Consider the following 24,349-nt stretch of genomic DNA (forward strand, 5'->3'; position numbering starts at 1 on the left):
ATGACAATGAAAGATAAATGGTCTCAGAGTGTTACTCAAAAAAGTCATGCCTTAGATTTAGAAAAAGGTGTTTTTACCTGGAAAGATCCGCAAGAGATCGCTAAATCTTTAATACACTCGGCCGAAAAAAGTACTCGTCGGAAAGGTTCAATTTATCAATCTGCTATGTCTATGCTTAGTTTTTATATTAATCGAGCTGGAAAGAAGCTGGCTCAGGAGCAAAAAGATATTTTAAATAAGGCAAAGGATGAATTAAGAAAACTAAAGGAGACAAAAAATAGATAAACATCTTATTCATTAACTGCATCGTAGAAAATACGAATGTTCGAATTTAGTAATTATAAAATCTTACATGAAAGAAAGGAGACTCGGATGCCCTATAAAAAAATCAATGAACTACCCGATAGCGTTAAGGATAACTTGCCTAAACATGCACAGGAAATTTATAAGGAGGCATATAATAATGCATGGGATCAGTATGATAAGCCAGAGAAAAGGCAGGGAGATCGTGACAGGGAAGAGACTGCGCATGCAGTTGCTTGGAGCGCAGTAAAAAAAGAATATGAAAAAAACTCTGGAGGAGAGTGGGTAAAAAAATAACTGCTGTTGAAGGAGGGTTGGGAAAAATGAGCAACGCTTTTTTAATTTGAATTCAAGCAATGAAGCCGCTTAAATGAGCGGCTTTTTATTTAGAAACCATGCTTCTTTTCTACTGTCTGTAAACGAATTCCTTTCTCTTCAATATCAATCAAACCTCGTTTATAAAGTTGTCCCAATGCACTTTTAAAATTTTTTTTACTCTCAGCAAATATCTGCTGAATTTCTGCAGGAGAGCTTTTGTCATGTAACGCTAAAAAACCATCGGATTGTTCCAGCCTAGAGATAATACGTTGTGCTAATTCATTAATACTGTTTTGCCCTATTTGTCTTAAAGCAACATCAATTTTACCATCTTCACGTATCTTCTTAATGTACCCTTTTATTTTTTTGCCATAGATTAATGGTTGAAAAATATCGCCTGCATGGATTAATCCCCAGTGGCTGTTGTTGATAATTACTTTTCGTCCTAACGGTGTACTATCAGCAATCAGTAGACTAACCTCCTCACCTGACTTAAAGTTAGCTGTTGTCTTATCCAAAAAATAATCGATTTTTGAGCTTGCAATAATGCGTCCCTGATTATCTTGTTTTAAATAGACAAGATAAGATTTTCCCTTTTCCATAGGACGGTGTTGTTCTGGTTTGGGTACCAATAAATCTTTGTCTAATCCCCAATCCAGAAAAGCTCCTACCGGATTCACATCAACCACTTTTAAAAAAGCACAGCTACCTAATTTGGCATGAGGACGCACTGTTGTTGCTATAATTTTGTCTTCTGAATCAAAATAAACAAATACATCTACTATATCACCAACCAAAGCATTTTTAGGTACAGATTTATTGGGTAATAAAATTTCTCCCCACTCTCCTCCTTGAAGATACACCCCAAAAGGAGCCTCCCGTACCATTTTTAATTTATTAAATTGTCCAACTTTTATCATGACAAACTCGCTATCTTGTTTCTCTATCTGGTTTTCTTTATTTTAATGCACAAATACATCAAACAGAAGTGATGTTAATCTACCTTTTTGCCAGTTGGTTTCACACTGATTTTTGCTGGAGTAAGGTTGTTGGTGATACGGGAGACAGTTCTATCTACTCGTCGCTGAAGCATGATTTCAACCATTACGGTTTCATTCGGATGAAGAATTTTGTTAATGTCAGCGAGCGAGGAATGAAAATCAAGTATCTTGTAATAGGCAAGGGCTTGGTCACTTGACTCAGGATATGCCTTAATACGGAAACCCAGATTACCCTGCATTTTTGGGGTATTAATTCCGGCTTCCATAATATCGTAATTAAGAAAATAAGTCAGTTTTCCCCGATCATGTTGGTTTCGCTGGCGGTCTGCGAAAAAACCTGTAGGAAGCGCATACTCGCTATATTGGGGTCCGGCAGTTAGATAAAGATCATACTCGTCAAGATGATTACCCCGGTCATCAATAAGTCGGAATATAATCATAGAGTAGCGATTGGTGATAAACTCACGTTTATACATAAGCATCTTCACAAGTTCTGTATGCTCATTTTTCTGGGTTTCTTTGGTAATCTTATCTAGATCTTTTGCCAATGCATTATAGGAGTCACGATTTCTTACTTGAAGGCATCGCAAGACCCATATAGCCGTAGGATGAGTAGCTGCATTGGCCATAGTAACACTGCGGATGATTCCCATTTTTTTACCGGAATGTGAACACCCCGGCAGAACCCCAAATGCCATTTGTTTTGTTCGTGTCATTTTGGAGACAACAAGATTTTCACCATTATTCCCCTCTTGATGTAACTTTAATAGGCTGTAATTCATATTTGCAGCAGCTACACGCACAACTCCATCAGATCCGGCCTCTCCTGTATAAGAGTTAACAGCGTCATAAAGTTGACGATCAATTTTCTGGCCTGTAAGTACAAACGAATAGATGCCATGAGCAGTGCAATCGTAATCAAGCCAGCTTTCATTAAGTTGCCAGCTCATGTTGCTTCCGAGCTCAAGCCAATCAAGTACATGCTGTCCTGGTTCAATACCTTCAAAAAAACTTTTTATACGACCTAGCCGAGATTTACCAAGTTGAGCAAGCGCAGAACCATGGTTGGAAGGAGCCAGCATGATAAGATGACTTAATGGGCATTTTGCAAGATTATTCTTAAAGTATAAATCCAGCCACTTACGAACAACAGGGCCACCGGTAGAGTGAGTAATACAAGCAAAACGCTGCCCCTCTCGCAGTTTATCAGCAATTTCATCACGTACCGCATGATCAAATGCACGTGCTATATCATCTACTGTCACGGTATCGTCAAAGCTGATATAGCGCCCAAGATAGATATTACCAACTTGAATATTTAGCTTTCCGTCTTTGCTCTGACTTTCAAGCCATTGAGGAAGCTCTCCATAAGTATTGGTATGTGTGACACTCCAACCATGGACGAAGATAACAATCATAATTTTCCTTAACTTATTGTGACATCATCACCAACTAGCACCTATAAATGAGAACCAATATAAGTAATAATGAGTTTATTGGGTACAAAAAATATAAGATTTGTGATCGTATACACAAATAACCTCATATTTGTTAATCCATATCCATAATTTACTAGAGAACACGGTAGAAAAGGTGTTAAGCGAGCTACAGCAAGAGATTTCCATCCCAATGAGTTCAGCTGTTCCAGCCATTGAACTAAGAGTTTATTTTTACTGCAAGGCAACCAGGAAAAACCCAAATAGCGACTTATTGTGAAAGCAAGAGCCGCGCTCACGACTGCACAGAATAAAGTGGTCAAAAAACCATAATAAAATCCAAATATAGCTCCTGATGCTAGAACGATAGGTTCGATAGGCAAAAATAACAATATGGTAAAGCAATAAAGCATAAAAAAACCAATAAATGCATAAGAGCCTAGCCCCTGAACTCTTTGAATGAACATTGGAATATAACCATGTAATTTCCATATAAAAAAAACAAGTACAGTGACGATAAAAACTATTCTCATCCATTTAATCATCAAAAATAAATAATCGTTATTCATTTGGAACATCATAGCTTGTATAGTCGCCGGTATAAGAAACTGGTGGTATGAAGAGTTGCACTTCACTCCACTCCACTATCAGTCATTCTGGGTTACTTGATCATACATTTTTTCTCATGATTAGCAAAAAATTGATTTATTTCTTGAGGAATTTAATGGCGGTATCTTTAAGTGAGCTTTATCATTTGCTAAATCGAAACCATGGAATTGGCTTAAAATGAGCCCATTTTATAAAAATGGGCTCACTCTGTATTTTAGTTATCTTTTATGCTATTAACAAAAGAAGTATAATCATTAGGTAAGCCACCCATAACCTCAGTTTGGCCTTCATTATTTATAAAAACAGTTAGAGGCGTTCCAACTCCTAAACCTGTATAGCGAATGAAAGCTGCTTCATTTTCATTTAATGAACGAATAGCATATGCTGAGGGATTAGTTGATGGTGGGATACCTCCACTTTCGCTTGTTGTATTAAAGTTGTCTTCATTGTAAGCAAAAGCGCCTGCAGGTGTTGCAGAATACCCTGAACCCGGTGGTACTTTTCCATCGAGAATAGCCCAAACTTTGCCTTGTGAGGTGGGCTGTAAAAAACTCACTAGAATCCAATGAATTGATACCTGGCCACTTGTGACATAAGGCTGCATGCCTTCATAAAAATCATGGCAGTAAATACAATTCGGCTCGCCAAAAACATAAATGGTTTTGGGCGCATTCGGATCCCCCTCTACAAAAGAAGCTAAAGAGCGGACCACATCATATGAAAAATTAGAAGGAACCTCTCCATTAATTCCATAACTACTCAGCGGAAGATTGCTTATATAATCCAGGAAAGTTGTCACTGAATTATTAACACCAATTACTTGACCACCAACTACGGCATAACGTTGAAATTGATCAATAAAAACAATTTGATTCTCTGCTGTTTGATAGGCTAGGAGATTCGCTACATCATTAGATGAAGCGGGATCAGTATATGGATTATAGGGTGGGGTAAGCGGGATTCTCGTAGTAGTACTTAAAAGCAACATAATTTCTGCGGGATTACTTACAATTTGTCCGTCTATAATTAAAAATTGACCATTCTCATCTACAAGTCCTTTTTGTGGGGCCCAGTGAGATTCTGGAGGAAAAGTAACCTCATACTTGAGTAAATCACTGAAGTGAAAACGTGTTTCCACTTCAGGTGGAGCAAAAAAAATACTGCCATAAGCAAGACTAACAACTAATTGAGCAGGAGTAAGTACCTGAACATCTAAACTATCAACTCGACTTGGCTGATAACATTGATTAGGGTTTCCCTGAGAGCAAAGCACTGGACCACCCTTTACAGTTCCGGATAGCCCACCATTTACATATAAAGTCAAAGTACATGATTCATGAGCGCCTAAAGGAGAAGTGCATCCTGAAGGAGTAATACCGCGTATAAGTTTCATTTGTAAGAGGTGCGATTTACTTGACTGATTAGTCACCGTATATTGGACTGAGGTAGTATCTGTTGGACCAATAGACACCTTAGGTGGAAATTCGGGAACAGGAGTTAAAGTCCATACAGGACTAGCCTGTACTACAGCAGTAAAACAAAAAACACTAAGGCCAATTCCAATTTGTTTTATTAAACAAGATAATTTCATATCCATTCCTTATGCAATGTAAGTGAGATTAAACATAACTCCATTAGTGTATAGATGAGTTAAAGAAAGACCACTATTTAAAGTTTGTTCTTGTCGAATGCCAGATAAAAAGTTTACGTTTTGCTTATATTTTCCCAACAGGCCCAGCGCTAATTGCACTTATCCAAGTCCAACTGGGTACTACAGACCCCTATAGTGCCTGCTAATGCACTGCTAGTTGCAAGGCTTGCTGATAAAGCAAGTATTAAAGAATTTTTATTCATTAGAACTCCCTAAATGTAAAAAACAAATAGCAGCGAGTGAGATTTGAAGCAAGACCGCTTTGTTTCTTACCATAGCTATTCTCTCTTTTTTTTCAAAATTTAGGTGGAACGATCATTTGTAGGTATCGATATAGAGGAATATCCGGATTGGTTCCACCCCAAATAAAAGGGCATTTTAATCAAGTTAGCCTAGACTAATTCTTTGATTTGACAGTTAAATGGAAGATTAAAATACCTAAAAAAGATTGTACCTTAAATTTGCCAGAATATTCTATATAAAAGAATGAGTGGAGAAAACCTGGTATATATTGAAGTGCGCTATCGCTGGGTAGTTCGCTCTATTCATTGCGGTAATAAGAAACTGCACCAAAATGATGGTCTTATAAAATGCGTCCTTTGTTTTTCTGAAATTCATACCAATTTATTATTGTGGCGGTATTGTGCAGATAAAATAACTTTAACTTTATTTATTGCCAAAAGAGTACAAACGTTAAATATCTCATAAATTTAATAAATAATTTACTGATATAAATTAACCAAAATTTTGCCTTAATTTATGTTGATCTTACGTTAAACGAAATATTATAAAATCTTACCCCACTTAGTATTTAATTCACATCAGCCAGATAAGATTATTTGAATTAAAACAGCAAGGCTGGGTTATTTTGACCCAACAGCAGGGTGGGATGGTTCATTAGAACCCAATATTACTATATAATATACGCATGTTACGAGCTTAGAGAGTAGATGTGCCTTATAACAAAGTATTTCCACTAATGGGGGTTGGTACCTTTATTGGTGTGGAAGCAGATCGCATTGAAAATGTAGCACAGCGAATGGCAGCTGTTAAAAATACAGTGCTTAAAGCTTTGGAGCTAGGCTATCGACATATCGATCTTGCATTAAGCTACGGCAATTTACCTGCAATTGGTGCGGCATTGCAGCAAGCGATGAAACCCAAAGCGGAGAGTGGTTTGGGCATCTCTCGTGATGAATTATGGCTTACTATGAAATCAGATCAGTATAAGCCTGAAAATATTCAATCTTACCTGGACACCTTAGGCGTAGAGTACATTGATACGTTTATGCTTCATCATCCTTACACAGATCATATTTTCGGTAGTGAACAACAACTGACGAATACATGGGTGGCAGTAACATCTCTTTTAGGTGATAAAGTTAAAACGGTAGGGGTGTCTAATTGCTATCCAGGCCATCTTTCACGATTAGTAGCTGTATGTGACAAGCATCAATTGCCTAAGCCATTCAGCAACGAAGTGGAGTCGAATTTATTATGTCCTAATGATGCAACCATTAAATTTTGTCGAGACAATGGGATACAAGTTATTGCTTATTCACCGCTGGGCTACAATATGTCTTCTATGATACTCGAGTCCGAAACCTTAGTAACAATTGCTGATAGTATGGATGCAACACCTACTCAGGTTGCATTGGCATGGCATATGGCGCGAGGCGTGGCAGTGATTCCTAAATCAATTCATACGGCGAGACTTCATGAAAATTTGGCGGCATTGACCTATGTTGGTGATATAGACATAAACAAACAGGGACAATTGTCTACAATAGCTATTGACGGTATGGATGCTGTGACTGAAACGGCAGCAGCGGCTAAAGCGCATGCTGAGTCATTAGTTTGGGTTGTGGCTGAACCTGAATTAGATTCAGAGGTAGATGATGAAAATGCACAGGCTACAAGGTTTAAATGCGGTTAAAATTTTTCGTTGAGAATCATTTGATATCCATCAGGCTGCACGCTTCCTAATTCCCAGTTAAAATAAAGATCCTGAACATGTATTAGCTGCATTAGCTAGTTGATAATTGAAGTCTTAACCATTTCTATAAATTACTGGATTTTGCGTAAGGGCGCAAACTCCGGAGCATTCGGCCTAATGAATAATTTGGGCTATATTGCTGACCTGCGCCTGAAATTCAGATTTTTGCCGTTATGATATTTTTTGCAACACAGCCGAATTAATCAACCAGGCAAAGCGACGCCAAATTGATGTGATTATTGTTTGGAAATTGGATCGGTGGGGATGCTCTGTTAACGATCTTTTTCATACATTGAATGACCTAAATAATCTTGGTGTTGGTTTTATTTCTTTGACAGAGGCTCTTTCTCAGTACTGCAACTGGCAGAGCAATGGCTGGGTTATTAGCTATATTTGCAGAATTTGAACGTGAAATATTATGTGAACGAGTTAAGGCTGGGATCGCTCATGCAAGACAAAAGGGAAAAAATCATGGATAGCCAGTAATAATTAAAAAACATGAAGAAAGAATACAAGAGTTATTTAAATCTGGGTTTAGTAAGTCCGAAATTGCTAGACAACTTGGTATTGGTAGGAATTTGTTGGAAAAACTATTTGCATGAAATCAAAAGCTTTTTTCATTGCTTTAAGCGTATGTAATGATTTTGATTCATTTTCAACTCTATTAGATACGTTAGAACCTAAAATGATCGTATTAGCAAATCAGATACTGCAGGGGTACAGCGTGGTTTAGAGTTTTTAAGAGGTCTTCCCAAAGCCACAGATTTTACAAGAGACAAAGAAATGCGTGCAACAATGCTCGAGAAATCAACTACGCCTGATGGTGATGTTATGCGTGCTTTAGTTACACAATTTGAAAATCAATTTGTTATTAATGATAACTTCGAAGACAATCTTCAGTGCCGCATTATGTAATACTCATTCTCTCTTGTATAGTTACTATTCAGAAAGGGAGAAATTTTTAAATTTATTTGTAATTTTAAAATCAAAAAACTATTAATCCTCTATTATAATGAAAAAAATTATTCATTTTTTACATTAGATAACATCTTGATATTAAAATAAACATGAAACGGTCCTTTTCGTCAGAATCCCGGCTGAACCTCAAATACAGTCCCAGGATATCTTTTTATCGTCTGAATTTAAAGCAAGAACCCATTTGAAAATGGATTTCCTGAGGATGTTAAGGGACTAGAATGTACCCTATTCTGGTGCATTTAGATGGGCGCCAAGTGAATTAATTATTTACAAATATTATATTAATTGTATAATTTGCATTATTTTGATGCATTGAGGTAAATATGGCAAATAAGAAATTTTTTGGCGTTGCGCAAATTGGTATAAAAAATGATAACTCACTAACGCTTGAAGATTGCGTAAAAGGAATTCAGGAAGGAAAATTAGGGCCTTTCAGCCCAATTCCCCAAAAGGAAAGAGATGTTGCCCCTATTTATCGTACGTTACATCTGCGGCACTCCCTTCAGGTATATTTAGGATATCAGAACAGAGAAGCTGCCCGTATGAAGTCGATACAGACGCCCAATCCAGGTAAAGTTATGATAATTTATGAAGGCGTTTCTTTAAGTAATGGATTGATTCAAATTAATAATTTTACTGTATGCCGTAATAGCTCTCATTATTCCTTTCCTACACCACTTCACTTTAGGTTGGTAAAGAATGAGGGACCTCTTATGGGAGATATTTTTCTTAGACCTGCCGAAAATGCATGTTCTCTCCAAGATTTAGCTGCAAAAACTTTGGCAAAAAATCCAACCTTTTTTAATAAAAATAAGGCAAGCGAGCTAGCTATAGAACAAGTTAAAGAAGCTGAAGAAAGTCTAGCCATTGCACCTTTAGTGCCAATATTAAAGAAGTCTGGGGCATATATTTACCCCAAGAAACAGCAACTGGCTTCTTTGCAGGATTTAGCAGCCGTAACTTTGGCGAAACATCCTTGCTTTTTTAAAGCAGAGAATGCAACTCGAGCAGCTATATTTAAGGTTAACGAAGCTAAAAAGCATCTGCCAAGCCCAGCTTTTAATGGCCTTTAAAAAACCAATACCTCGACTCGATTCTATTTATCTAGTTCAATTGAGTCTGTCAAAATGATGATGCAATTTCTAGTAAGTGCAAGTCACTCAAATGAGTAAGCGTATTACGCAACCTCTCACTCTCTAAATTTAATACTCTGCCCTGAAAATCATTAATTTTGAAATTAAATCACCCGCTCCTCCAAGATTATCTTAGTGGAAGAAAAACTACTAAGCGAGATGTGCCTGAAAAAACGCGATTGAATTCTTTGAATCAATAAATGATTAAGAGGCTGGTTCTTATTAGACAATGAAAATTATTAGCGTTAAAGAAAATTGGATTTTGAAAGGGACTCTTGAGTACGGTTTATCAAAGTAAATTCGGCTCTGTTGCAAAAAACATTGATAAAGATACTTAATAATATAAGATCGCCTTATGTTTTTTTTCTAAAAAAATTGTACTGGTCGAAGGAGATATGGATCGTTACTTCTATAGGGCAATCCTTCAATTATTAAAACCAGAACACATTCAAGAAGTTGCAATTTTAGATATTCATGGAAAAGGAAATTATGAGAAATGGAAATTATTTTTTGAAAGTTTTGGTTTGGATATTTATTATATAGGCGATTTTGATAATGTATTTACACTAGATTTTTTGAGAAATAAATTAATAAATAGAGAAATAAAGAATAAAGCTGAAGGCGATATCCAGGACTGACGTGGTCAAGTAAAAGTTTACAACCCAGTTAAGCAGCCTTCATTAAAATTTCTATCTTTTGTTCGAATTGGTTCGGACTCTGATATCCCAAATAAGAGTGCAATCGATTGCTGTTATAGAACATTGTGATGTAGTTCAAAATATCTTGCTGAGCTTCCCAGCGCGTTTGATAATTGCGCCATTGAACTCGTTCTTGCTTTAAGCTACCAAAAAAGCTTTCAATAACACTGTTATCCCAACAATCGCCTTTTTTACTCATGCTTCCAACACAATGGTGTATTTTGATTAAATTCCGATACTCCTTACTTGCATATTGTGCTCCTCGATCAGAGTGAACAATTAAACCAGGCGATGGTTTTCGTTGCCATATAGCCATATTCAGTGCGTCACATACCAGAGAAGCTTTCATTCTCGAGCCCATGCTTCCAACCCACGATCTTTCGTGAAAATAAATCCATAACAACGGCTAAATACAGCCAGCCCTCTTGAGTCCAGACATAAGTAATATCTGAAACATAGGCTACATTTGCTTCAGCTACATGAAATTGCCTATTTAAAACATTTTCATAAACCGGTTGTTTGTGTTTACTGTTAGTAGTGACTTTGTATTTTTTCCGGTAACGAACAAAAACCTCTGCTTCTTTCATTAAGCTTTGAGTTCTTCGTCGTCCTACTGGATAGCCCAATGCATTTAATGCCTTCCTCATTCGGCGACTTCCATAACAATAATGACTCGACTCAGCTATCTTTTTTATCCACTCTATCAATTCATCATGTAGGGGATCTTTAGGTTTATTGTTCTGGCGTTTTTGATAGCTATAATAGCTTTGTCGAGTTACGCCCAGTAGTTGGTACAATACGCCAACAGGCCAGATCTTCTTGTGTTGGGCAATAAACGAATATTTTACTTCGTTTCCTGAGCAAAGAAGACCGCCGCCTTTTTTAATATTTCTTTCTCCATCTTTAGGCGTTTATTTTCTTCTTTTAACCGGCGAATTTCTGCTTGCTCTGCACTCAGCTTTCCATTGCCCCGAAATGCCTCACTAGCAGGTTCTTGGTATTCTCTAATCCAGCGACTAAGAAGAGCTTGATGAACCCCTAAACTTTTAGCTGCCTCTGTGCAACCATAGCCTTGATCTAATACAAGACTAACTGCATCAAGTTTAAATTCTTTTGAATACTTCTTTCTTACTGCCATTATCTTCTCCAGTTAAGTACATTATCTCTTAACTGGGCTGTCAAAATCTATTAGACCACGTCAGTATATCTTGGCTTACAGAAATCAAGCCTTTTATACTTATGATGAATTGACGCACTCTGATACATTTATCATTTGGAAATATATTTGGCTTTTCAAAAAATATTTAGGTGTAAATAAAACTTGTATTTTGCTAAATATAAAAACAAAAAATGTATATTCATGTCCCGAATGCGATTATGGAAAATCATCATTAGGTGAGAGTAACGAATGTAATTTTGCCTATTTTTTAGAAAATACAAAGACATTATTTTGTCCTATCTGTGAAAGTAAATTTCTTTTAACTGATATCACTTGTGAAAACGAAAAATGCGCTTCAAATAATGTTGTCTCGAATAATGACTGGGGCGATTTTTGTTTGGACTGTTTATCATTTAACAAATAGGAAGTGACTATTCTTATTTGAGTTAATTAACTCATAATTTTATTAAATTAATTAACCATGAAAATTTAACCTGATTTTTTAGCCAGGTTTTCTTTTATTTTCCGTTTTGTAAAAAGATATTCTAGGGAGGCAAGAAACCGCCCGTTTGTTATACCTCTTTAAATTCGACTGTATTGAAACGTAATCATATGAGAAAATTACGAAAACATGATAATGAAGGTTTATGATGGGAAAAATACAATCCGCACATATTCACGATCAAAATTTTGAGGACATCGTTAAATTAATTACCTCTTCAAAAAATAAGGCATATCAAGCGGTTAACACTGTATTAATAGATCTATATTGGCGTATTGGTGAATACATTAGTCGAAAAATATCACTTGCTGAATGGGGTGAAGGAGTAGTTGAACACCTAGCAAGCTATATATCTCGGACTCATCCCGGAATTAGAGGTTTCACACGGCCCAACCTTTTTAGAATGAAACAATTTTATGAAACTTATCATAATGATCAAATTGTCTCACCGCTGGTGAGACAATTACCTTGGACGCATAATTTGATTATTATCAATCAGAGTAAAACTAGGGAAGAACGAGAATTTTATTTACATAAATGTCTTCAAGAAAAATGGAGTAAAAGAGAGTTAGAGCGACAATTTAAATCCGCGCTCTATGAACGATCCGTATTAAGTCCTGTACAGATTTCAGGAGCTTTAGAACAATCTCATCCAGAAGCAAAAAATACGTTTAAAGACACCTATATGGTTGAGTTTTTAGGTCTTCAGGATGATCATGAAGAAATAGATCTTCATAGAGCCTTATTAAAGAAGCTCAAAAACTTTTTAATTGAATTAGGTAAGGATTTTTGTTTTGTTGGAACAGAGTATCCACTACAAGTAGGCGGAAGAGATTTTTTAATAGATTTGTTATTTTTTCATAGAGGGTTAAATTGCTTAGTTGCTGTAGAACTAAAAGTAGGGCGGTTTGAACCTGAATATCTAGGAAAGCTATCCTTTTACCTGGAAGGGTTGGATCAAACAGTGAAAAAAGCACATGAGAATCCTTCTATAGGATTATTATTATGCGCGAGTAAAGATAAAGAAGTTGTCGAATTTTCATTAAATAGAACTCTATCACCCGCATTGATAGCAGAGTATCAAATTCAACTTCCTGATAAAAAATTATTGCAAGCAAAATTGCACGAGCTGCTATCAGATGATGAATAAGAAATAAGATTGTCTCGCCAGTGGTGAGACAATCTTATCTGAATCAGAAATACCATTTTCAACATTCTTTAGAGAATGTAACAGAGAGGGTAGGGCTAGTTTAACCCAAGACCTAAATAGACCAATTAAGTCTGATTACTTCGAAAAGTAGACTTTAAGCAGAAAACTGACTCGAAATAGATCAATACTTGAAAAACCGATTTATTTTGCCTCATAAACCATAACGTTCGCAAAACCCCCGTTTATTACATACCAAAACTACGCCATTGACTTACTTCTATTTAAGTTATATACTTTACCTATCAAAAGAAAAATAAGAATAGCAATGATTTTTATTGAAACTCAAATTTTTACAGAAGACGTGAAGGACTTATTATCTGATGAGGAGTATGCTGAGTTTCAAGAGTATCTTGCGAATAATCCTTTAGCTGGAGATGTGATTCAGCAAACCGGCGGGCTACGAAAAGTTCGATGGTCATCTCAAGGCAAAGGAAAGCGAGGTGGTGTTAGAATTATTTATTATTATGTAACTCCTGCTTCACAAATAAGGCTCTTACTTATTTATAAAAAAGGTATTCAAGATGATCTGACTGCAGATCAAAAGAAAATGTTACGGCAATTAAATGAACGGTGGTAATCATGGATAAAAAATTATTTGAACGATTATACGAAAGTATGACCCAGATGAATGAAATTATTGATGGTGAGCGCGCTCCTTCACGAGAGTTTGTAATAGATGCTGTTCATGTAAAAGAAATTAGAAAAAAAACAGGCCTAACCCAAGAAAAATTTTGTCATTTAATTGACGTAAATATTGGAACATTAAGAAACTGGGAGCAGGGAAGGAGGGAACCAACAGGTCCCGCAAAAGCTCTTCTTCGAGCAATAAATAAAGATCCTGAACATGTATTAGCTGCATTAGCTAGTTGATAATTTAACCATTTCTATGAAAAAGTGCCGACAGTGTCGGCACAATTCAAAGTTTCTCCAAAAGCGCTTTCAACTAAAAAATATGGAAAACCAGTTTAGTGTTGGTACACTAAATGATATTAGACGATTATACTTGCAAATTAGCCACGCGCTGCGTGGCTAATCTATTGAAATAGGATTAATCCGAATTTGAGCTGGATTTATCACCAAGCATTAATGGGGAGAAGAAGCGCATGTTATAATATTAAATTAGGTCTGATCATCGTGAAACCAAAAGATAGGAGGGGAGAGGCTACATCAGCAAATAACATCTAAAAAGGCTGATTACTGTGAAAAGCAGACCGCGATAAAAAGTAATTTAATTAAGGACAAAGATAACTATATAGAAACTATTTATCACTCACAAACGTGCAATTGTCTGCACTTAAAAGGTTGATAATTTTAAAATTAAAATAAAAGCTAAACAACAAAATAATTTTTTAATAGATATCAAGATAAGTCGGGTAACAGGATCGAGTCGCCCCGATCCCGTCCCCTAAGAACGTAGCGTGCGACTTTCACCGCACTACGCTCAAGCCTTTCTAAGGCGAAAATCACCCAGCAGTTATTCGTCAGTAATTACATTCCGTTGCTTATCCAATTTTCATTGGATAAGGGAAATATCTTTTATTAACTTCTGTCTATTTTCGAAGTATTCCTTGTACTCCAGTAAATAGAGATTAGCAGCGGTAAATAAATAAAAATGCCTTTATTTTCATATGGTTAAATGGATTTATTTTGTATTTTTTACCGTTGATTCACCATAGGTTCACCACCGACATACCTTTATACATAAGTTTACAGCCGATTTTTTCCGTTTGCATTCAACATTCGGGTTACTTGATAACACTTTCATCTACTATTCAGCAATCTTTTCAAAAAAAATAGCCCGGAGGTTATAGGGATTAATAGATGTATTGCGACAAAGATTTTAAATTAGTTGCCATAAGATTTCTTTTCAATCGTCAAAACGCATTCAATTTGCACCCTATAATGACAATTCGGTTGGGGGACACCAAAACCCCATTGATTTCATTGGTCGGAGTGACAAGAATCGAACTTGCGACCCCTGCCTCCCGAAGGCAGTGCTCTACCAGGCTGAGCTACACTCCGTGTTGGACGATGAAATTCCTCTGTCCTGTTAATGATCGAAACTAATAGCTTCTTAGTAATGCAAATTGTGCGAGCTCTATAAGTGCATTTTTATATTTTGAGTCAGGCAGTAATGTTAAGCTGGAAATTGCGGTATTGACTTCTTTGGCTGCAATTTCTTTAGTGTATTCTATAGCCTTAGTTTCTTCCAAAGCATCGAGAATTTCAGGTAAAAAGTCCAGTGTGCCGTGTTTTAGGCTTTCTTCAATTTGTTGTTTTTGTACTTCTGTTCCATGTTGCAATGCATAAATTAACGGTAAAGTGGCTTTTCCATCTGCAAGATCATCTCCTATGTTTTTGCCAATCGTTTTTGCATCAGAACAATAATCCAGGGCATCATCTATAAGTTGAAACGCATTTCCTAGATGTAAACCATAAGCATAAAGAGCATCTTGCATTTCCTTAGAGGCGTTGCTAATTATTGGACCTATACATGCAGCAGCCGCAAATAATAAGGCTGTTTTGGCACGAATTACATCGAAATATTCCTCAAAGGTTAATGCAGGATTATGGCGGTTCGTTAATTGTTTGACCTCGCCACAACTGATTTCAAGTGCTGTCCTGGCGAAAAGCTTAAGTACCTCGGAGTTATTTATATCAACCATTAATTCAATGGATTGAGTAAAAAGATAATCGCCAACTAAAATACTTGCTTTGCTTCCCCAGATATTATTTGCTGTTTGGCGTCCTCTTCTCAACGTAGACTCGTCAATGACATCATCATGCAATAAAGTTGCGGTATGAAAAAACTCTACCATTGCAGCTAGATCAATATGTTCCTGGCCTTGATAACCACAGGCATGACTTGCTAAAAGCACTAACAATGGACGTAATCTTTTTCCTCCACTTTCAATCATATGGTGGGACATTTTATCAATTAGGCCAATTTGCGATTCAATTTTATTAATAATTAAATTATTAACGGCATTAAAATCGTCATTAATTAGCGCCCGTATGCTGTCAATCGCCATTGTTTGTCCTCTACGACTCAATCAACAAATGCTAAGGTTGAGCATAAGAATTGTCAAGTAAAACTGGGCTTGGATTAATTATACATTAAAGCGAAAATGCATAACATCACCATCACAAACGATATACTCTTTGCCTTCTAAACGTAACTTGCCTGCCTCTTTAGCACCTTGCTCGCCACCACACTGGATAAATGCATCATAAGCTATAACCTCGGCACGGATGAAGCCTTTTTCAAAGTCCGAATGGATTACTCCTGCGGCTTGGGGAGCAGTAGCTCCTTTAGAGATGGTCCATGCTCTTACTTCTTTAACTCCAGCAGTAAAATAAGTTTGTAATCCTAATAGTTCATAGCCTGCTCGGATTACTCGATGTAAACCGGGTTCACTTAAACCTAAATCTTCCATAAACTCTTGGCGATCAGCTTCCTCTAATTCTACGAGCTCTGCTTCAGTTGCTGCACATAGAGCAACAATACTTGCTTTTTCTTGAAGCGCCAATTCACGAACTTGCTCCAGTAACGGATTATTTTCATATCCATTATCATCAACATTTGCGATATAAAGGACGGGCTTTGCTGTGAGTAAGAAAAGTCGACGTGAAATGGGTTCTTCTTCAGCAGTGAGTTCAAGGGTACGAACTGGATAACCCTCATCAAGATGCGCTTTGATTTTTTCTAATGTTTTCATTTCAAATAGCGCTTCTTTATTGCCACTACGACTGTTTTTTCCGGCTTTTAATAAGGCTTTTTCCAGAGTTTCCATGTCCGCTAAAGCCAATTCTGTGTTAATCACTTCAATATCGCTTAGGGGATGGACATGGCCTTCTACATGAACTACATCTGTATTTTCAAAGCAACGTACTACATGGGCAATTGCATCTGTTTCACGAATATTGGCTAAAAACTGATTGCCTAAACCTTCTCCTTTTGAGGCTCCTTTCACAATACCTGCAATATCAACAAATTGCATGGTTGCTGGGAGCACTTGTTGAGGTTTGACGATTTTACTTAAGGCATCAAGACGTGGATCAGGAACAGTCACAATGCCTACATTGGGCTCAATAGTACAAAAAGGATAATTTGCTGCTTCAATACCCGCTTTAGTCAGAGCGTTAAATAAGGTTGATTTACCAACATTGGGCAAGCCCACTATTCCACATTTAAATCCCATATGTAGTACCTCTAAAAATGTTATATTTAGGATGATGTGTGCAAAAACTCACACAAATCCTTAAGCGTTTAATTGATTCATTGCTTTGGCTAAATCATCAGAGAAGATGAATGGCATTACAGCAATACCCCTATCAATCGCGTCATAAGTTAATTGTCTTTCTTGTGCTGAAGGTTTACTGAGCACAAATTGATGGACTAAGTCTTTATGTCCAGGATGGCCAATCCCAATACGCATACGGTGAAATTCCGTACTCCCTAATTGAGCAATTATATCTCTTAAGCCATTATGACCTCCATGGCCTCCACCTGTTTTAAGTTTAATGCGTCCTGCAGGTAAATCTAACTCATCATGCACGATTAATATCTCGTTAGGTTGAATACGATAAAAATGGCTTATAAGTCGGGTAGGTTGTCCACTATGATTCATAAAAGTGGTGGGTAATGCCAATTTACACAGATGTTGATTTAATTCTAGATCAACCAGCTCAGCCTGCATCTTTTTTTCAAGTTTAAAGAAAATACTATATCGTTGTGCTAATGCTGAGACTAGCCATTCTCCCACATTATGACGAGTATGCTCATAAGCTGAGCCTGGATTACGTAAACCGATAATTAGTTTAATGGCCATGGATTATAAGCTCTTTGCTATGGTCGTAATTTTGGACTTATGTTGCTTGGGTGAAGCAGAGTGAGCAAGGAAAAATAGGTTTCCAAGCTTTTCTAGGTTCACCCAGGTTATATTTATTGCATGATGTAACAATAAGAATATAAATTTTTTATTCTTCACCTTTCTCAGCGTCAACAGTAGGTACAGCTGATGCTGGGACTTCTGTTGTTTCCTCTTCTTCTGATGCTGCACTTACTTTAGACATATGAATACTTACCACAGGTGCATCATGACTTCCATCAGTAACATCAACAGTAAGTTGGACTCCTTTAGGTAATTTTAAGTGAGATAAGTGAACTACATCATCAATTTTAACTTCGGACATATCTACATTAATAAATTCAGGTAAGTCTTTTGCTTGGCAGCGGACTTCTACTTGAGTCATCGTGTGGTTAATCATACCACCTGCTTTAATGCCAGGGGCTTTATCTTCATTAATAAAATGAATAGGGACTAATTTAACGAGGATATCCGTTTTAGAAACACGTTGTAAATCCATATGCATAACAACAGGCTTATACGGATGTCGTTGTAATGCCTTTAAAATAACATGTTCTACTTTACCATCAACGGTAATATCGAAAACACTTGAGTAAATACTTTCAGTTTCCAACGCTTTGATTACTTTATTATGTTGAAAATGAATAGAGGTAGGTTTTTTATCACCACCATAGATTACGGCAGGTACTTGATTTTCAAGACGACGTAGGCGGCGGCTCGCACCTTTCCCCATATCCGTTCTTGTTTGAGCTTCTAAAAGAATGTTTGACATTATATACTCCCAAAATTGATATGAATCCTTTGAAATTCAATCCGCGACCAGACTAAATACCGGATAAAAATCCGGAAAGGGTGGCGAAGTATACAATATTTTAAAATGAACTTGAAGTCATAGTCATAATTTCATAGAATATGCGACTTTATTGAATTTTTGATAGCCAAGCAGGCGAGTTGGAGAAAAATTATGTATGCAGTAATCAAAACTGGCGGTAAGCAATACACCGTGAAGGAAGGTGATGTATTAAAAATTGAATTACTGCCTGAAGATGTTGGCAATGAAATACAATTTGAAGAAGTATTAATGTTAGCTGATGGGGATAAAATTGTTTGTGGCTCTCCATTAGTTGATAAGGCTACAGTGAAAGCTGAAGTGCTGGATCATGGTCGCCACAAAAAAGTTAAAATCATTAAGTTTCGTCGTCGTAAGCACCACAAGAAACAAATGGGGCACAGACAATATTATTCGCAAGTTAAAATTACTGCGATAAGTAAGTAAGAGAGGATAGCAATGGCTCATAAGAAAGCAGGTGGTAGTACTCGTAACGGCCGCGATTCGAATCCCAAGTACCTTGGTGTGAAACGTTTTGGTGGTCAATTTGTTAATGCAGGCGAAATTATTGTAAGACAACGTGGCACACGTTTTCATCCAGGACCTGGTGTTGGATGTGGTCGTGATCATACTTTGTTTGCTTTGGTTGAAGGTTTGGTTCAATTCGTTGTTAAAGGAAGCAAAAATCGTAAGTATGTAACCATTGTTGCAGAACAAAAAGAAGAAACTGCAAATTAAGTCTGAGTCATTCCAGTTACTTCGGAATAGATAAATTGCAGCTTAGCTGCAATATTCTCAGATTTTTAAGAAGTTTTCAGTTTTTGCTGTGCTAGGATTTTTGTTATCTCCTAATGCAATATCGTCTTTAGCCCCGGCAACGGGGTTTTTTATTTTGGGGTAGGCCATGAAGTTCGTTGATGAAGCAGTAATAAAAGTGGAAGCAGGCCATGGAGGAAACGGTTGCTTAAGCTTTAGACGCGAAAAATTCATACCCCGTGGTGGTCCCGATGGTGGAGATGGTGGAGATGGTGGCAGTATTTACTTTGAAGCCAGTACCAATTTAAATACACTCATTGATTTTCGCTATACACGTCACTATAAAGCAGGTAATGGTCAGCAAGGAATGGGTGGAAATTGTACCGGAAAAAAAGGTGATGATTTAATTATTAAAGTTCCGGTTGGCACTCTGATTTATGATACAGATACTGATGAATTGTTAGGCGATATTAAAGACCCTAATGTTCCAGTATTGATTGCCCAAGGCGGTTTTCATGGTTTAGGTAATACGCGTTTTAAAAGTAGCGTTAATCGTTCACCACGCCAAACAACTCAAGGAAGCTCAGGGGAATCAAGGAATTTACGACTGGAATTGCGAGTTTTGGCGGATGTCGGATTATTAGGATTGCCTAATGCAGGAAAGTCAACTTTAATTCGCGCTGTTTCAAGCTCAAAAGCGAAGGTTGCTGATTATCCTTTTACCACCTTGCATCCTAGTTTAGGTGTGGTCAGTGTTTCTTCTCATAAGAGCTTCGTTATGGCGGACATCCCAGGCCTAATCGAAGGTGCTTCTACTGGAGCAGGCCTTGGTCATCGTTTTTTAAAACATCTTTCTCGTACTTGTGTCCTTTTACATGTGATTGATGTAGCGCCTGTAGATGGCAGTGATCCTGTAGCTTCGGCCCAAACGATCATTAATGAGTTGGAACAATATAATCCAGAGCTACTCAAAAAAAATCGATGGTTGGTGTTGAACAAAATGGATATGTTACCTGACGCAACAAGTCGAGAAGAAAAAATGCAGTCTATAGTGACAGGACTCAATTGGAAAGATAAAGTATTCGCCATTTCAGCAATCAGCGGTGAAGGAACGCAACAATTATGTTATTCGCTTATGCAATTGATTGATGAGATGAAAGAGTCGGAAGCATAACTGTTTTGAAGTCGCTACTCTTGATACGGCCAAATTCATAGACCATGCACTTTGCTTTTCTTAAATGGTTTAATCCCATTATCTGGCTTTTTCAAGATTTTTACTTGTAACTCTAGTTCCGGGTGTAATGACTTTTTGGTGATGTAATTTTGAATCCTAATAAAAAATTTCTTAATATTTTCGAGGACCTAGGATTAATTTCAGCGTATATCCTTTTGATATAGTTTACAGTGTTTTTTTCTGAGCCTATGATATATGTAACATAAATCAAAAGAGCTTATCATGTCTCCACGAGGTGGAAAAAGAGAAGGAGCCGGGCGTCCTAGAGGCGAGCCTACCAAAATCATTCGTGTACCGGTATCTCAGCTTTCGGATTTTGCGCGATTAAAGGGGCAATCTGATTATCAACTCCCCATATTTTCCAGTAAAGTGCAAGCTGGATTTCCATCACCTGCCGATGATTACATTGAAGGGTATCTGGATTTAAATACTAAGTTTATCAAGCATCATTCCTCCACCTTTGTGGTGCAAGCGGTAGGGGACTCTATGGTGGAGGCTGGTATTTTTTCAGGTGATTGGCTTTTAGTCGATAGAAGCATAGAGCCTTTAGATGGCCGTATTGTGATTGCAGCAATTCATGGTGAATTAACGGTAAAACGTTTGTCGAAAAAGACAGGTAAGGTACAGCTACTTCCTGCTAATCCTCAATTTAAACCCATTCATATTACGGAAGACAGTAACATGGTGATTTGGGGTGTGGTTACTTTAGTTCTTCATGAGTTACCTTAATCTGTTTGCCTTAGTGAACTGCAATAATTTTTATGCAGGCTGCGAACGCTTGTTTGGCTCTGAGTCCTTGTATCAACGTCATGCTTTAAGTGAATAAACCAAAAGATATACTATGGAACTGATAAATCCAATCAGAAAAATTATTCATATCGATATGGACTGTTTTTATGCCGCGATTGAAATGCGAGATTTTCCTGAGTTGGCAAATAAGCCTATTGCAGTAGGAGGGGATGCCAATCGTCGCGGGGTTATTGCTACTTGTAATTATATAGCCCGCCAATTCGGAGTACGCTCCGCAATGCCAACAGCACAGGCACTTAAATTATGCCGGCAGCTTATTTTGCGACCAGTACGTATGGAGGTTTATCAAAAAGAAAGTCACTACATTCGCGCTTTATTTGCAGAATATACGGATCTTATTGAACCTTTATCATTGGATGAAGCTTATCTTGATGTTACTCATTCCACACAATGTAAGGGAAGTGCGACTTGGATAGCGCAAGAACTGCGCGCACGAATTTATCGAACACGCGGACTTACTGCAAGTGCCGGTATTGCTCCAAACAAAAGTTTGGCAAAAATCGCCAGTGATTGGCATAAACCTAATGGTCAAATGGTAATTAGACCAGAAGAAGTTGCTGCATTTATGCTTCATTTACCAGTACGTCAATTATTTGGTGTAGGACCTAGAATGGAGGAAAAATTAAACGCACTGAATATTAAAACATGTGGTGAACTACAGTACTATTCAATTGAAGCTTTATGTAAAGAATTCGGCACTATGGGACAAAGACTCTATGAGTTAGCACGAGGAGTAGATCATCGTCTTGTTAATCCTGAGCGTATTAGAAAATCTATTAGTGTGGAGGAAACTTATCTCAAAGACTTGCCTGATGGTGAGGCGTGTTTGGCTGCTTTACCAGAACTTATTACGCGTCTTGAAGTACGGATACAGCGTATAGGAAAAATTTCTGGCATCCATAGCTTGTTTGTTAAATTGAAATTTAATGATTTTCAGAAAACTACGGTGGAATGTGTCCACGATAAAATTGACTTAGCTATTTTACAACAGCTCATCCAAGAAGGTTTTTCCAGAAAATATATGCCTGTACGATTATTGGGTATAGGCATTAAATTAAAGCAAGAAAAGGCAAATGAGATGATTCAGCTTCCTTTATTTGACGTATAATTGTTTATTATTCACGAGCTATAAAGAGTATCAAATCATTAATATCTATTGACATTTATCCGTATATTACCTAATAACAAAAAAAGATGATTTTTTTTATAATAAGCACTACTCTTATTGAACAGTTTTTTTAAGATTTATTGTGTACGTGAAGGAGAAATTATGGAGTTTTCAAGCCGTTATATAGCGCATATTCCCAACGCTCAAGGGTTAGTCAATTATTCTGCGGAAGAACGCAGGATTTGGAAAACTTTATTTGAACGGCAAGTGAAGTTATTACCTGGAAGAGCCTGTGATGAGTTTATAAGCGGATTAAAAACTTTAGGGATTACTTCTGATGTTATACCACAGATCCCAGATTTAAGTCGATGCCTTAAAGCCGAGACGGGTTGGCAAGTCTCTGCTGTTGCTGCCTTAATTTCCGCTCGCGAATTTTTTGAATTATTAGCCACAAAACATTTTCCAGTAGCTACTTTTATACGTACTGAAGAAGAATTGGATTATGTAAAAGAGCCTGATATTTTTCATGAGGTTTTTGGCCATTGCCCTATGTTGACTGATAAAGTTTATGCTGAGTTTGTTTATGATTATGCTCGTAAAGTTTTAACGTTCCCTGAGTCTGATTGGGCCTTATTACAACGTATGTTTTGGTTTACAGTTGAATTTGGTTTAATTAAAACCCAAAAAGGATTAAGGGCTTATGGCGGGGGAATACTTTCATCAATTAGTGAAATTATTTACAGTGTAGAAAGTGATATTCCGCTTAGAGTGATTTTTGAACCAATACCAGCATTTCGTATGCCTTACCGTATTGATATGCTGCAACCGATTTATTTTGTGATTAACGATTATCAAACTTTGTACGATTTTGTTTTGTCTAATATAAGTGAACTTTTAGCACGAACTCGAGAGTTAGGTGAGTTTCCACCCTTGTTTACAGTAGATCCGGATAACCCTAATATTCATATTAGAGCGTGTTAATGTACCATAGTGCAATCGTGCGAAGTATGTATTGTAATGCACAGCCAGTCTTGTTAACATCGAGCAACTGTTTGTTCATTGGCTGTTTCAAGTCAAGGAGCATTATTTGATTAAAGTACTAATTGTTGATGACCATGCATTGGTTCGAATGGGTATTCGACGATTACTCGAAGATATGTCAGATGTAGAAGTTGTTGCTGATGCAGAAAGCGGTGAACAAGCTTTAGTATTAGTAAAGCAGTATTCTCCTGACGTAGTTCTTTTAGATATGAAAATGCCTGGAATTGATGGCTGGGAAGTAACGCGTCGTCTGAAAAAATCAAATCCGCATGTCAAAGTTATAGCAGTAACTGCAATGTGTTCTGATGTATTGCCCACCCGTGTTTTGCAATTAGGAGCCATGGGGTATCTCACTAAAGAATCAGGTGCTGAAGAAATGGCTGCGGCAATACGGAAGGTAGCTAAAGGGGAAAAATACCTTAGTGCCGAAATTGCTCAAAAAATGGCAATCAACAGTTTGGAAGAAGCACAAGGATCTCCTTTTAATGTATTATCCGAACGAGAAATGCAAGTGATGTTGATGATTACAAGTGGCATGAATGTTCAGGAAATCAGCGATAGACTTTTCTTGAGTACTAAAACGATCAATGGCTATCGTTATCGTACGTTTGAGAAATTAGGTATAAAAAATGATGTGGAGCTGACTTACTTAGCTTTGAAACATGGAATCATAGAAAATCCTACTGGTTTGACTTCAGAAGAATAG

27 protein-coding genes, 1 tRNA gene and 1 pseudogene are annotated in these 24,349 nt (G+C 37.1%); 19 read left to right on the forward strand and 10 right to left on the reverse strand.

The window, feature by feature from the left end; genetic code table 11:
• On the forward strand, nt 1-285 hold the full coding sequence (locus DYH34_RS04215) for a DUF3175 domain-containing protein (protein ID WP_058463786.1): 285 nt from the start codon (nt 1-3) through the stop codon (nt 283-285).
• Between the two features lie 87 nt (nt 286-372).
• The gene (locus DYH34_RS04220; RefSeq protein ID WP_058463787.1) at nt 373-600 is read left to right on the forward strand and encodes a ChaB family protein; all 228 of its coding nucleotides are present in this window, start codon (nt 373-375) and stop codon (nt 598-600) included.
• 89 nt (nt 601-689) lie between these two features.
• Here DYH34_RS04220 and DYH34_RS04225 read toward each other — a convergent pair whose 3' ends face one another.
• The 4 genes from DYH34_RS04225 to DYH34_RS04240 all read right to left on the reverse strand — a co-directional run bounded on the left by DYH34_RS04225 (nt 690) and on the right by DYH34_RS04240 (nt 5,258).
• Nucleotides 690-1,541 carry a CvfB family protein gene (locus DYH34_RS04225; RefSeq protein ID WP_058463788.1) on the reverse strand — a complete coding sequence of 284 codons (852 nt, stop codon included), beginning with the start codon at nt 1,539-1,541 and terminating at the stop codon, nt 690-692.
• Nucleotides 1,542-1,615: 74 nt separating this feature from the next.
• Complete coding sequence (gene plaB, locus DYH34_RS04230; protein ID WP_058463789.1) at nt 1,616-3,040, reverse strand: phospholipase PlaB; 1,425 nt, start codon at nt 3,038-3,040, stop codon at nt 1,616-1,618.
• Nucleotides 3,041-3,081: 41 nt separating this feature from the next.
• On the reverse strand, nt 3,082-3,627 hold the full coding sequence (locus DYH34_RS04235) for a TVP38/TMEM64 family protein (protein ID WP_058463790.1): 546 nt from the start codon (nt 3,625-3,627) through the stop codon (nt 3,082-3,084).
• Between the two features lie 254 nt (nt 3,628-3,881).
• Nucleotides 3,882-5,258, reverse strand: coding sequence for a hypothetical protein (locus tag DYH34_RS04240; protein WP_058463791.1), 1,377 nt, complete (start codon nt 5,256-5,258; stop codon nt 3,882-3,884).
• 1,012 nt (nt 5,259-6,270) lie between these two features.
• Here DYH34_RS04240 and DYH34_RS04255 point away from each other — a divergent pair.
• The 7 genes from DYH34_RS04255 to DYH34_RS04275 all read left to right on the forward strand — a co-directional run bounded on the left by DYH34_RS04255 (nt 6,271) and on the right by DYH34_RS04275 (nt 10,063).
• A complete protein-coding gene (locus tag DYH34_RS04255; RefSeq protein ID WP_115342558.1) occupies nt 6,271-7,254 on the forward strand; it encodes an aldo/keto reductase family protein in 984 nt (327 codons plus the stop codon).
• A gap of 292 nt (nt 7,255-7,546) precedes the next feature.
• A complete protein-coding gene (locus DYH34_RS18675; RefSeq protein WP_162263048.1) occupies nt 7,547-7,720 on the forward strand; it encodes a recombinase family protein in 174 nt (57 codons plus the stop codon).
• A complete protein-coding gene (locus DYH34_RS18505) occupies nt 7,686-7,793 on the forward strand; it encodes a recombinase family protein (protein ID WP_083502713.1) in 108 nt (35 codons plus the stop codon). The genes DYH34_RS18675 and DYH34_RS18505 overlap by 35 nt, the downstream gene beginning before the upstream one ends.
• Before the next feature lie 119 nt (nt 7,794-7,912).
• Nucleotides 7,913-8,047, forward strand: a complete 135-nt coding sequence (locus tag DYH34_RS18510; RefSeq protein ID WP_274519434.1) for a hypothetical protein — start codon at nt 7,913-7,915, stop codon at nt 8,045-8,047.
• Between the two features lie 50 nt (nt 8,048-8,097).
• Nucleotides 8,098-8,229, forward strand: coding sequence for a hypothetical protein (locus tag DYH34_RS18515; RefSeq protein WP_274519435.1), 132 nt, complete (start codon nt 8,098-8,100; stop codon nt 8,227-8,229).
• A 386-nt stretch (nt 8,230-8,615) separates the two neighbouring features.
• Complete coding sequence (locus DYH34_RS04270; RefSeq protein WP_058463793.1) at nt 8,616-9,365, forward strand: hypothetical protein; 750 nt, start codon at nt 8,616-8,618, stop codon at nt 9,363-9,365.
• Nucleotides 9,366-9,772: 407 nt separating this feature from the next.
• Entirely contained in the window at nt 9,773-10,063 is a 291-nt protein-coding gene (locus tag DYH34_RS04275; protein ID WP_338011270.1) for a TOPRIM nucleotidyl transferase/hydrolase domain-containing protein, read from the forward strand.
• 28 nt (nt 10,064-10,091) lie between these two features.
• Here DYH34_RS04275 and DYH34_RS04280 read toward each other — a convergent pair.
• Nucleotides 10,092-11,261, reverse strand: a pseudogene (locus tag DYH34_RS04280) (IS3 family transposase).
• Nucleotides 11,262-11,929: 668 nt separating this feature from the next.
• Here DYH34_RS04280 and DYH34_RS04290 point away from each other — a divergent pair.
• From DYH34_RS04290 to DYH34_RS04300, 3 genes are all read left to right on the forward strand, one after another.
• Nucleotides 11,930-12,934: a PDDEXK nuclease domain-containing protein gene (locus tag DYH34_RS04290; RefSeq protein ID WP_058463797.1), complete on the forward strand. Its 1,005-nt coding sequence runs from the start codon at nt 11,930-11,932 to the stop codon at nt 12,932-12,934.
• A gap of 325 nt (nt 12,935-13,259) precedes the next feature.
• Nucleotides 13,260-13,571, forward strand: coding sequence for a hypothetical protein (locus DYH34_RS04295; protein ID WP_058463798.1), 312 nt, complete (start codon nt 13,260-13,262; stop codon nt 13,569-13,571).
• A 2-nt stretch (nt 13,572-13,573) separates the two neighbouring features.
• Nucleotides 13,574-13,864, forward strand: a complete 291-nt coding sequence (locus DYH34_RS04300; protein WP_058463799.1) for a helix-turn-helix domain-containing protein — start codon at nt 13,574-13,576, stop codon at nt 13,862-13,864.
• A gap of 1,075 nt (nt 13,865-14,939) precedes the next feature.
• Here DYH34_RS04300 and DYH34_RS04305 read toward each other — a convergent pair.
• The 5 genes from DYH34_RS04305 to DYH34_RS04325 form a co-directional block, all read right to left on the reverse strand.
• Nucleotides 14,940-15,016, reverse strand: a tRNA-Pro gene (locus DYH34_RS04305).
• Nucleotides 15,017-15,057: 41 nt separating this feature from the next.
• Nucleotides 15,058-16,026, reverse strand: a complete 969-nt coding sequence (locus DYH34_RS04310; protein WP_058463800.1) for a polyprenyl synthetase family protein — start codon at nt 16,024-16,026, stop codon at nt 15,058-15,060.
• Between the two features lie 78 nt (nt 16,027-16,104).
• A complete protein-coding gene (gene ychF, locus DYH34_RS04315) occupies nt 16,105-17,196 on the reverse strand; it encodes a redox-regulated ATPase YchF (protein ID WP_058463801.1) in 1,092 nt (363 codons plus the stop codon).
• A gap of 60 nt (nt 17,197-17,256) precedes the next feature.
• Nucleotides 17,257-17,826, reverse strand: a complete 570-nt coding sequence (gene pth, locus DYH34_RS04320) for an aminoacyl-tRNA hydrolase (RefSeq protein WP_058463802.1) — start codon at nt 17,824-17,826, stop codon at nt 17,257-17,259.
• Between the two features lie 148 nt (nt 17,827-17,974).
• Nucleotides 17,975-18,637, reverse strand: a complete 663-nt coding sequence (locus DYH34_RS04325) for a 50S ribosomal protein L25/general stress protein Ctc (RefSeq protein WP_058463803.1) — start codon at nt 18,635-18,637, stop codon at nt 17,975-17,977.
• A 192-nt stretch (nt 18,638-18,829) separates the two neighbouring features.
• Here DYH34_RS04325 and rplU point away from each other — a divergent pair, with 192 nt between their 5' ends.
• From rplU to letA, 7 genes are all read left to right on the forward strand, one after another.
• On the forward strand, nt 18,830-19,141 hold the full coding sequence (gene rplU / locus DYH34_RS04330) for a 50S ribosomal protein L21 (RefSeq protein ID WP_058463804.1): 312 nt from the start codon (nt 18,830-18,832) through the stop codon (nt 19,139-19,141).
• A 12-nt stretch (nt 19,142-19,153) separates the two neighbouring features.
• Nucleotides 19,154-19,432 carry a 50S ribosomal protein L27 gene (rpmA, locus tag DYH34_RS04335; protein ID WP_058463805.1) on the forward strand — a complete coding sequence of 93 codons (279 nt, stop codon included), beginning with the start codon at nt 19,154-19,156 and terminating at the stop codon, nt 19,430-19,432.
• A gap of 166 nt (nt 19,433-19,598) precedes the next feature.
• Nucleotides 19,599-20,624, forward strand: coding sequence for an Obg family GTPase CgtA (cgtA, locus tag DYH34_RS04340; protein ID WP_058463806.1), 1,026 nt, complete (start codon nt 19,599-19,601; stop codon nt 20,622-20,624).
• A 282-nt stretch (nt 20,625-20,906) separates the two neighbouring features.
• A complete protein-coding gene (locus DYH34_RS04345) occupies nt 20,907-21,413 on the forward strand; it encodes a LexA family protein (RefSeq protein WP_058463807.1) in 507 nt (168 codons plus the stop codon).
• A gap of 121 nt (nt 21,414-21,534) precedes the next feature.
• On the forward strand, nt 21,535-22,602 hold the full coding sequence (gene dinB / locus DYH34_RS04350) for a DNA polymerase IV (protein ID WP_115342647.1): 1,068 nt from the start codon (nt 21,535-21,537) through the stop codon (nt 22,600-22,602).
• A gap of 159 nt (nt 22,603-22,761) precedes the next feature.
• Complete coding sequence (gene phhA / locus DYH34_RS04355; protein ID WP_420795573.1) at nt 22,762-23,583, forward strand: phenylalanine 4-monooxygenase; 822 nt, start codon at nt 22,762-22,764, stop codon at nt 23,581-23,583.
• 106 nt (nt 23,584-23,689) lie between these two features.
• Nucleotides 23,690-24,349, forward strand: a complete 660-nt coding sequence (gene letA, locus DYH34_RS04360) for a two-component system response regulator LetA (protein ID WP_058463810.1) — start codon at nt 23,690-23,692, stop codon at nt 24,347-24,349.

Origin of the sequence: Legionella cincinnatiensis, assembly GCF_900452415.1 — a bacterium.
Lineage (GTDB): Bacteria > Pseudomonadota > Gammaproteobacteria > Legionellales > Legionellaceae > Legionella > Legionella cincinnatiensis.

Bases quoted from the DNA above. Each gene is read 5' to 3' on its own strand.
- DYH34_RS04215 (WP_058463786.1), top strand. From the start codon at position 1: ATGACAATGAAAGATAAATGGTCTCAGAGTGTTACTCAAAAAAGTCAT.
- DYH34_RS04220 (WP_058463787.1), top strand. From the start codon at position 373: ATGCCCTATAAAAAAATCAATGAACTACCCGATAGCGTTAAGGATAAC.
- DYH34_RS04225 (WP_058463788.1), bottom strand. From the start codon at position 1,541: ATGATAAAAGTTGGACAATTTAATAAATTAAAAATGGTACGGGAGGCT.
- plaB (WP_058463789.1), bottom strand. From the start codon at position 3,040: ATGATTGTTATCTTCGTCCATGGTTGGAGTGTCACACATACCAATACT.
- DYH34_RS04235 (WP_058463790.1), bottom strand. From the start codon at position 3,627: ATGAATAACGATTATTTATTTTTGATGATTAAATGGATGAGAATAGTT.
- DYH34_RS04240 (WP_058463791.1), bottom strand. From the start codon at position 5,258: ATGAAATTATCTTGTTTAATAAAACAAATTGGAATTGGCCTTAGTGTT.
- DYH34_RS18505 (WP_083502713.1), top strand. From the start codon at position 7,686: ATGGCTGGGTTATTAGCTATATTTGCAGAATTTGAACGTGAAATATTA.
- DYH34_RS18510 (WP_274519434.1), top strand. From the start codon at position 7,913: ATGAAATCAAAAGCTTTTTTCATTGCTTTAAGCGTATGTAATGATTTT.
- DYH34_RS18515 (WP_274519435.1), top strand. From the start codon at position 8,098: ATGCGTGCAACAATGCTCGAGAAATCAACTACGCCTGATGGTGATGTT.
- DYH34_RS04270 (WP_058463793.1), top strand. From the start codon at position 8,616: ATGGCAAATAAGAAATTTTTTGGCGTTGCGCAAATTGGTATAAAAAAT.
- DYH34_RS04290 (WP_058463797.1), top strand. From the start codon at position 11,930: ATGATGGGAAAAATACAATCCGCACATATTCACGATCAAAATTTTGAG.
- DYH34_RS04295 (WP_058463798.1), top strand. From the start codon at position 13,260: ATGATTTTTATTGAAACTCAAATTTTTACAGAAGACGTGAAGGACTTA.
- DYH34_RS04300 (WP_058463799.1), top strand. From the start codon at position 13,574: ATGGATAAAAAATTATTTGAACGATTATACGAAAGTATGACCCAGATG.
- DYH34_RS04310 (WP_058463800.1), bottom strand. From the start codon at position 16,026: ATGGCGATTGACAGCATACGGGCGCTAATTAATGACGATTTTAATGCC.
- ychF (WP_058463801.1), bottom strand. From the start codon at position 17,196: ATGGGATTTAAATGTGGAATAGTGGGCTTGCCCAATGTTGGTAAATCA.
- pth (WP_058463802.1), bottom strand. From the start codon at position 17,826: ATGGCCATTAAACTAATTATCGGTTTACGTAATCCAGGCTCAGCTTAT.
- DYH34_RS04325 (WP_058463803.1), bottom strand. From the start codon at position 18,637: ATGTCAAACATTCTTTTAGAAGCTCAAACAAGAACGGATATGGGGAAA.
- rplU (WP_058463804.1), top strand. From the start codon at position 18,830: ATGTATGCAGTAATCAAAACTGGCGGTAAGCAATACACCGTGAAGGAA.
- rpmA (WP_058463805.1), top strand. From the start codon at position 19,154: ATGGCTCATAAGAAAGCAGGTGGTAGTACTCGTAACGGCCGCGATTCG.
- cgtA (WP_058463806.1), top strand. From the start codon at position 19,599: ATGAAGTTCGTTGATGAAGCAGTAATAAAAGTGGAAGCAGGCCATGGA.
- DYH34_RS04345 (WP_058463807.1), top strand. From the start codon at position 20,907: ATGTCTCCACGAGGTGGAAAAAGAGAAGGAGCCGGGCGTCCTAGAGGC.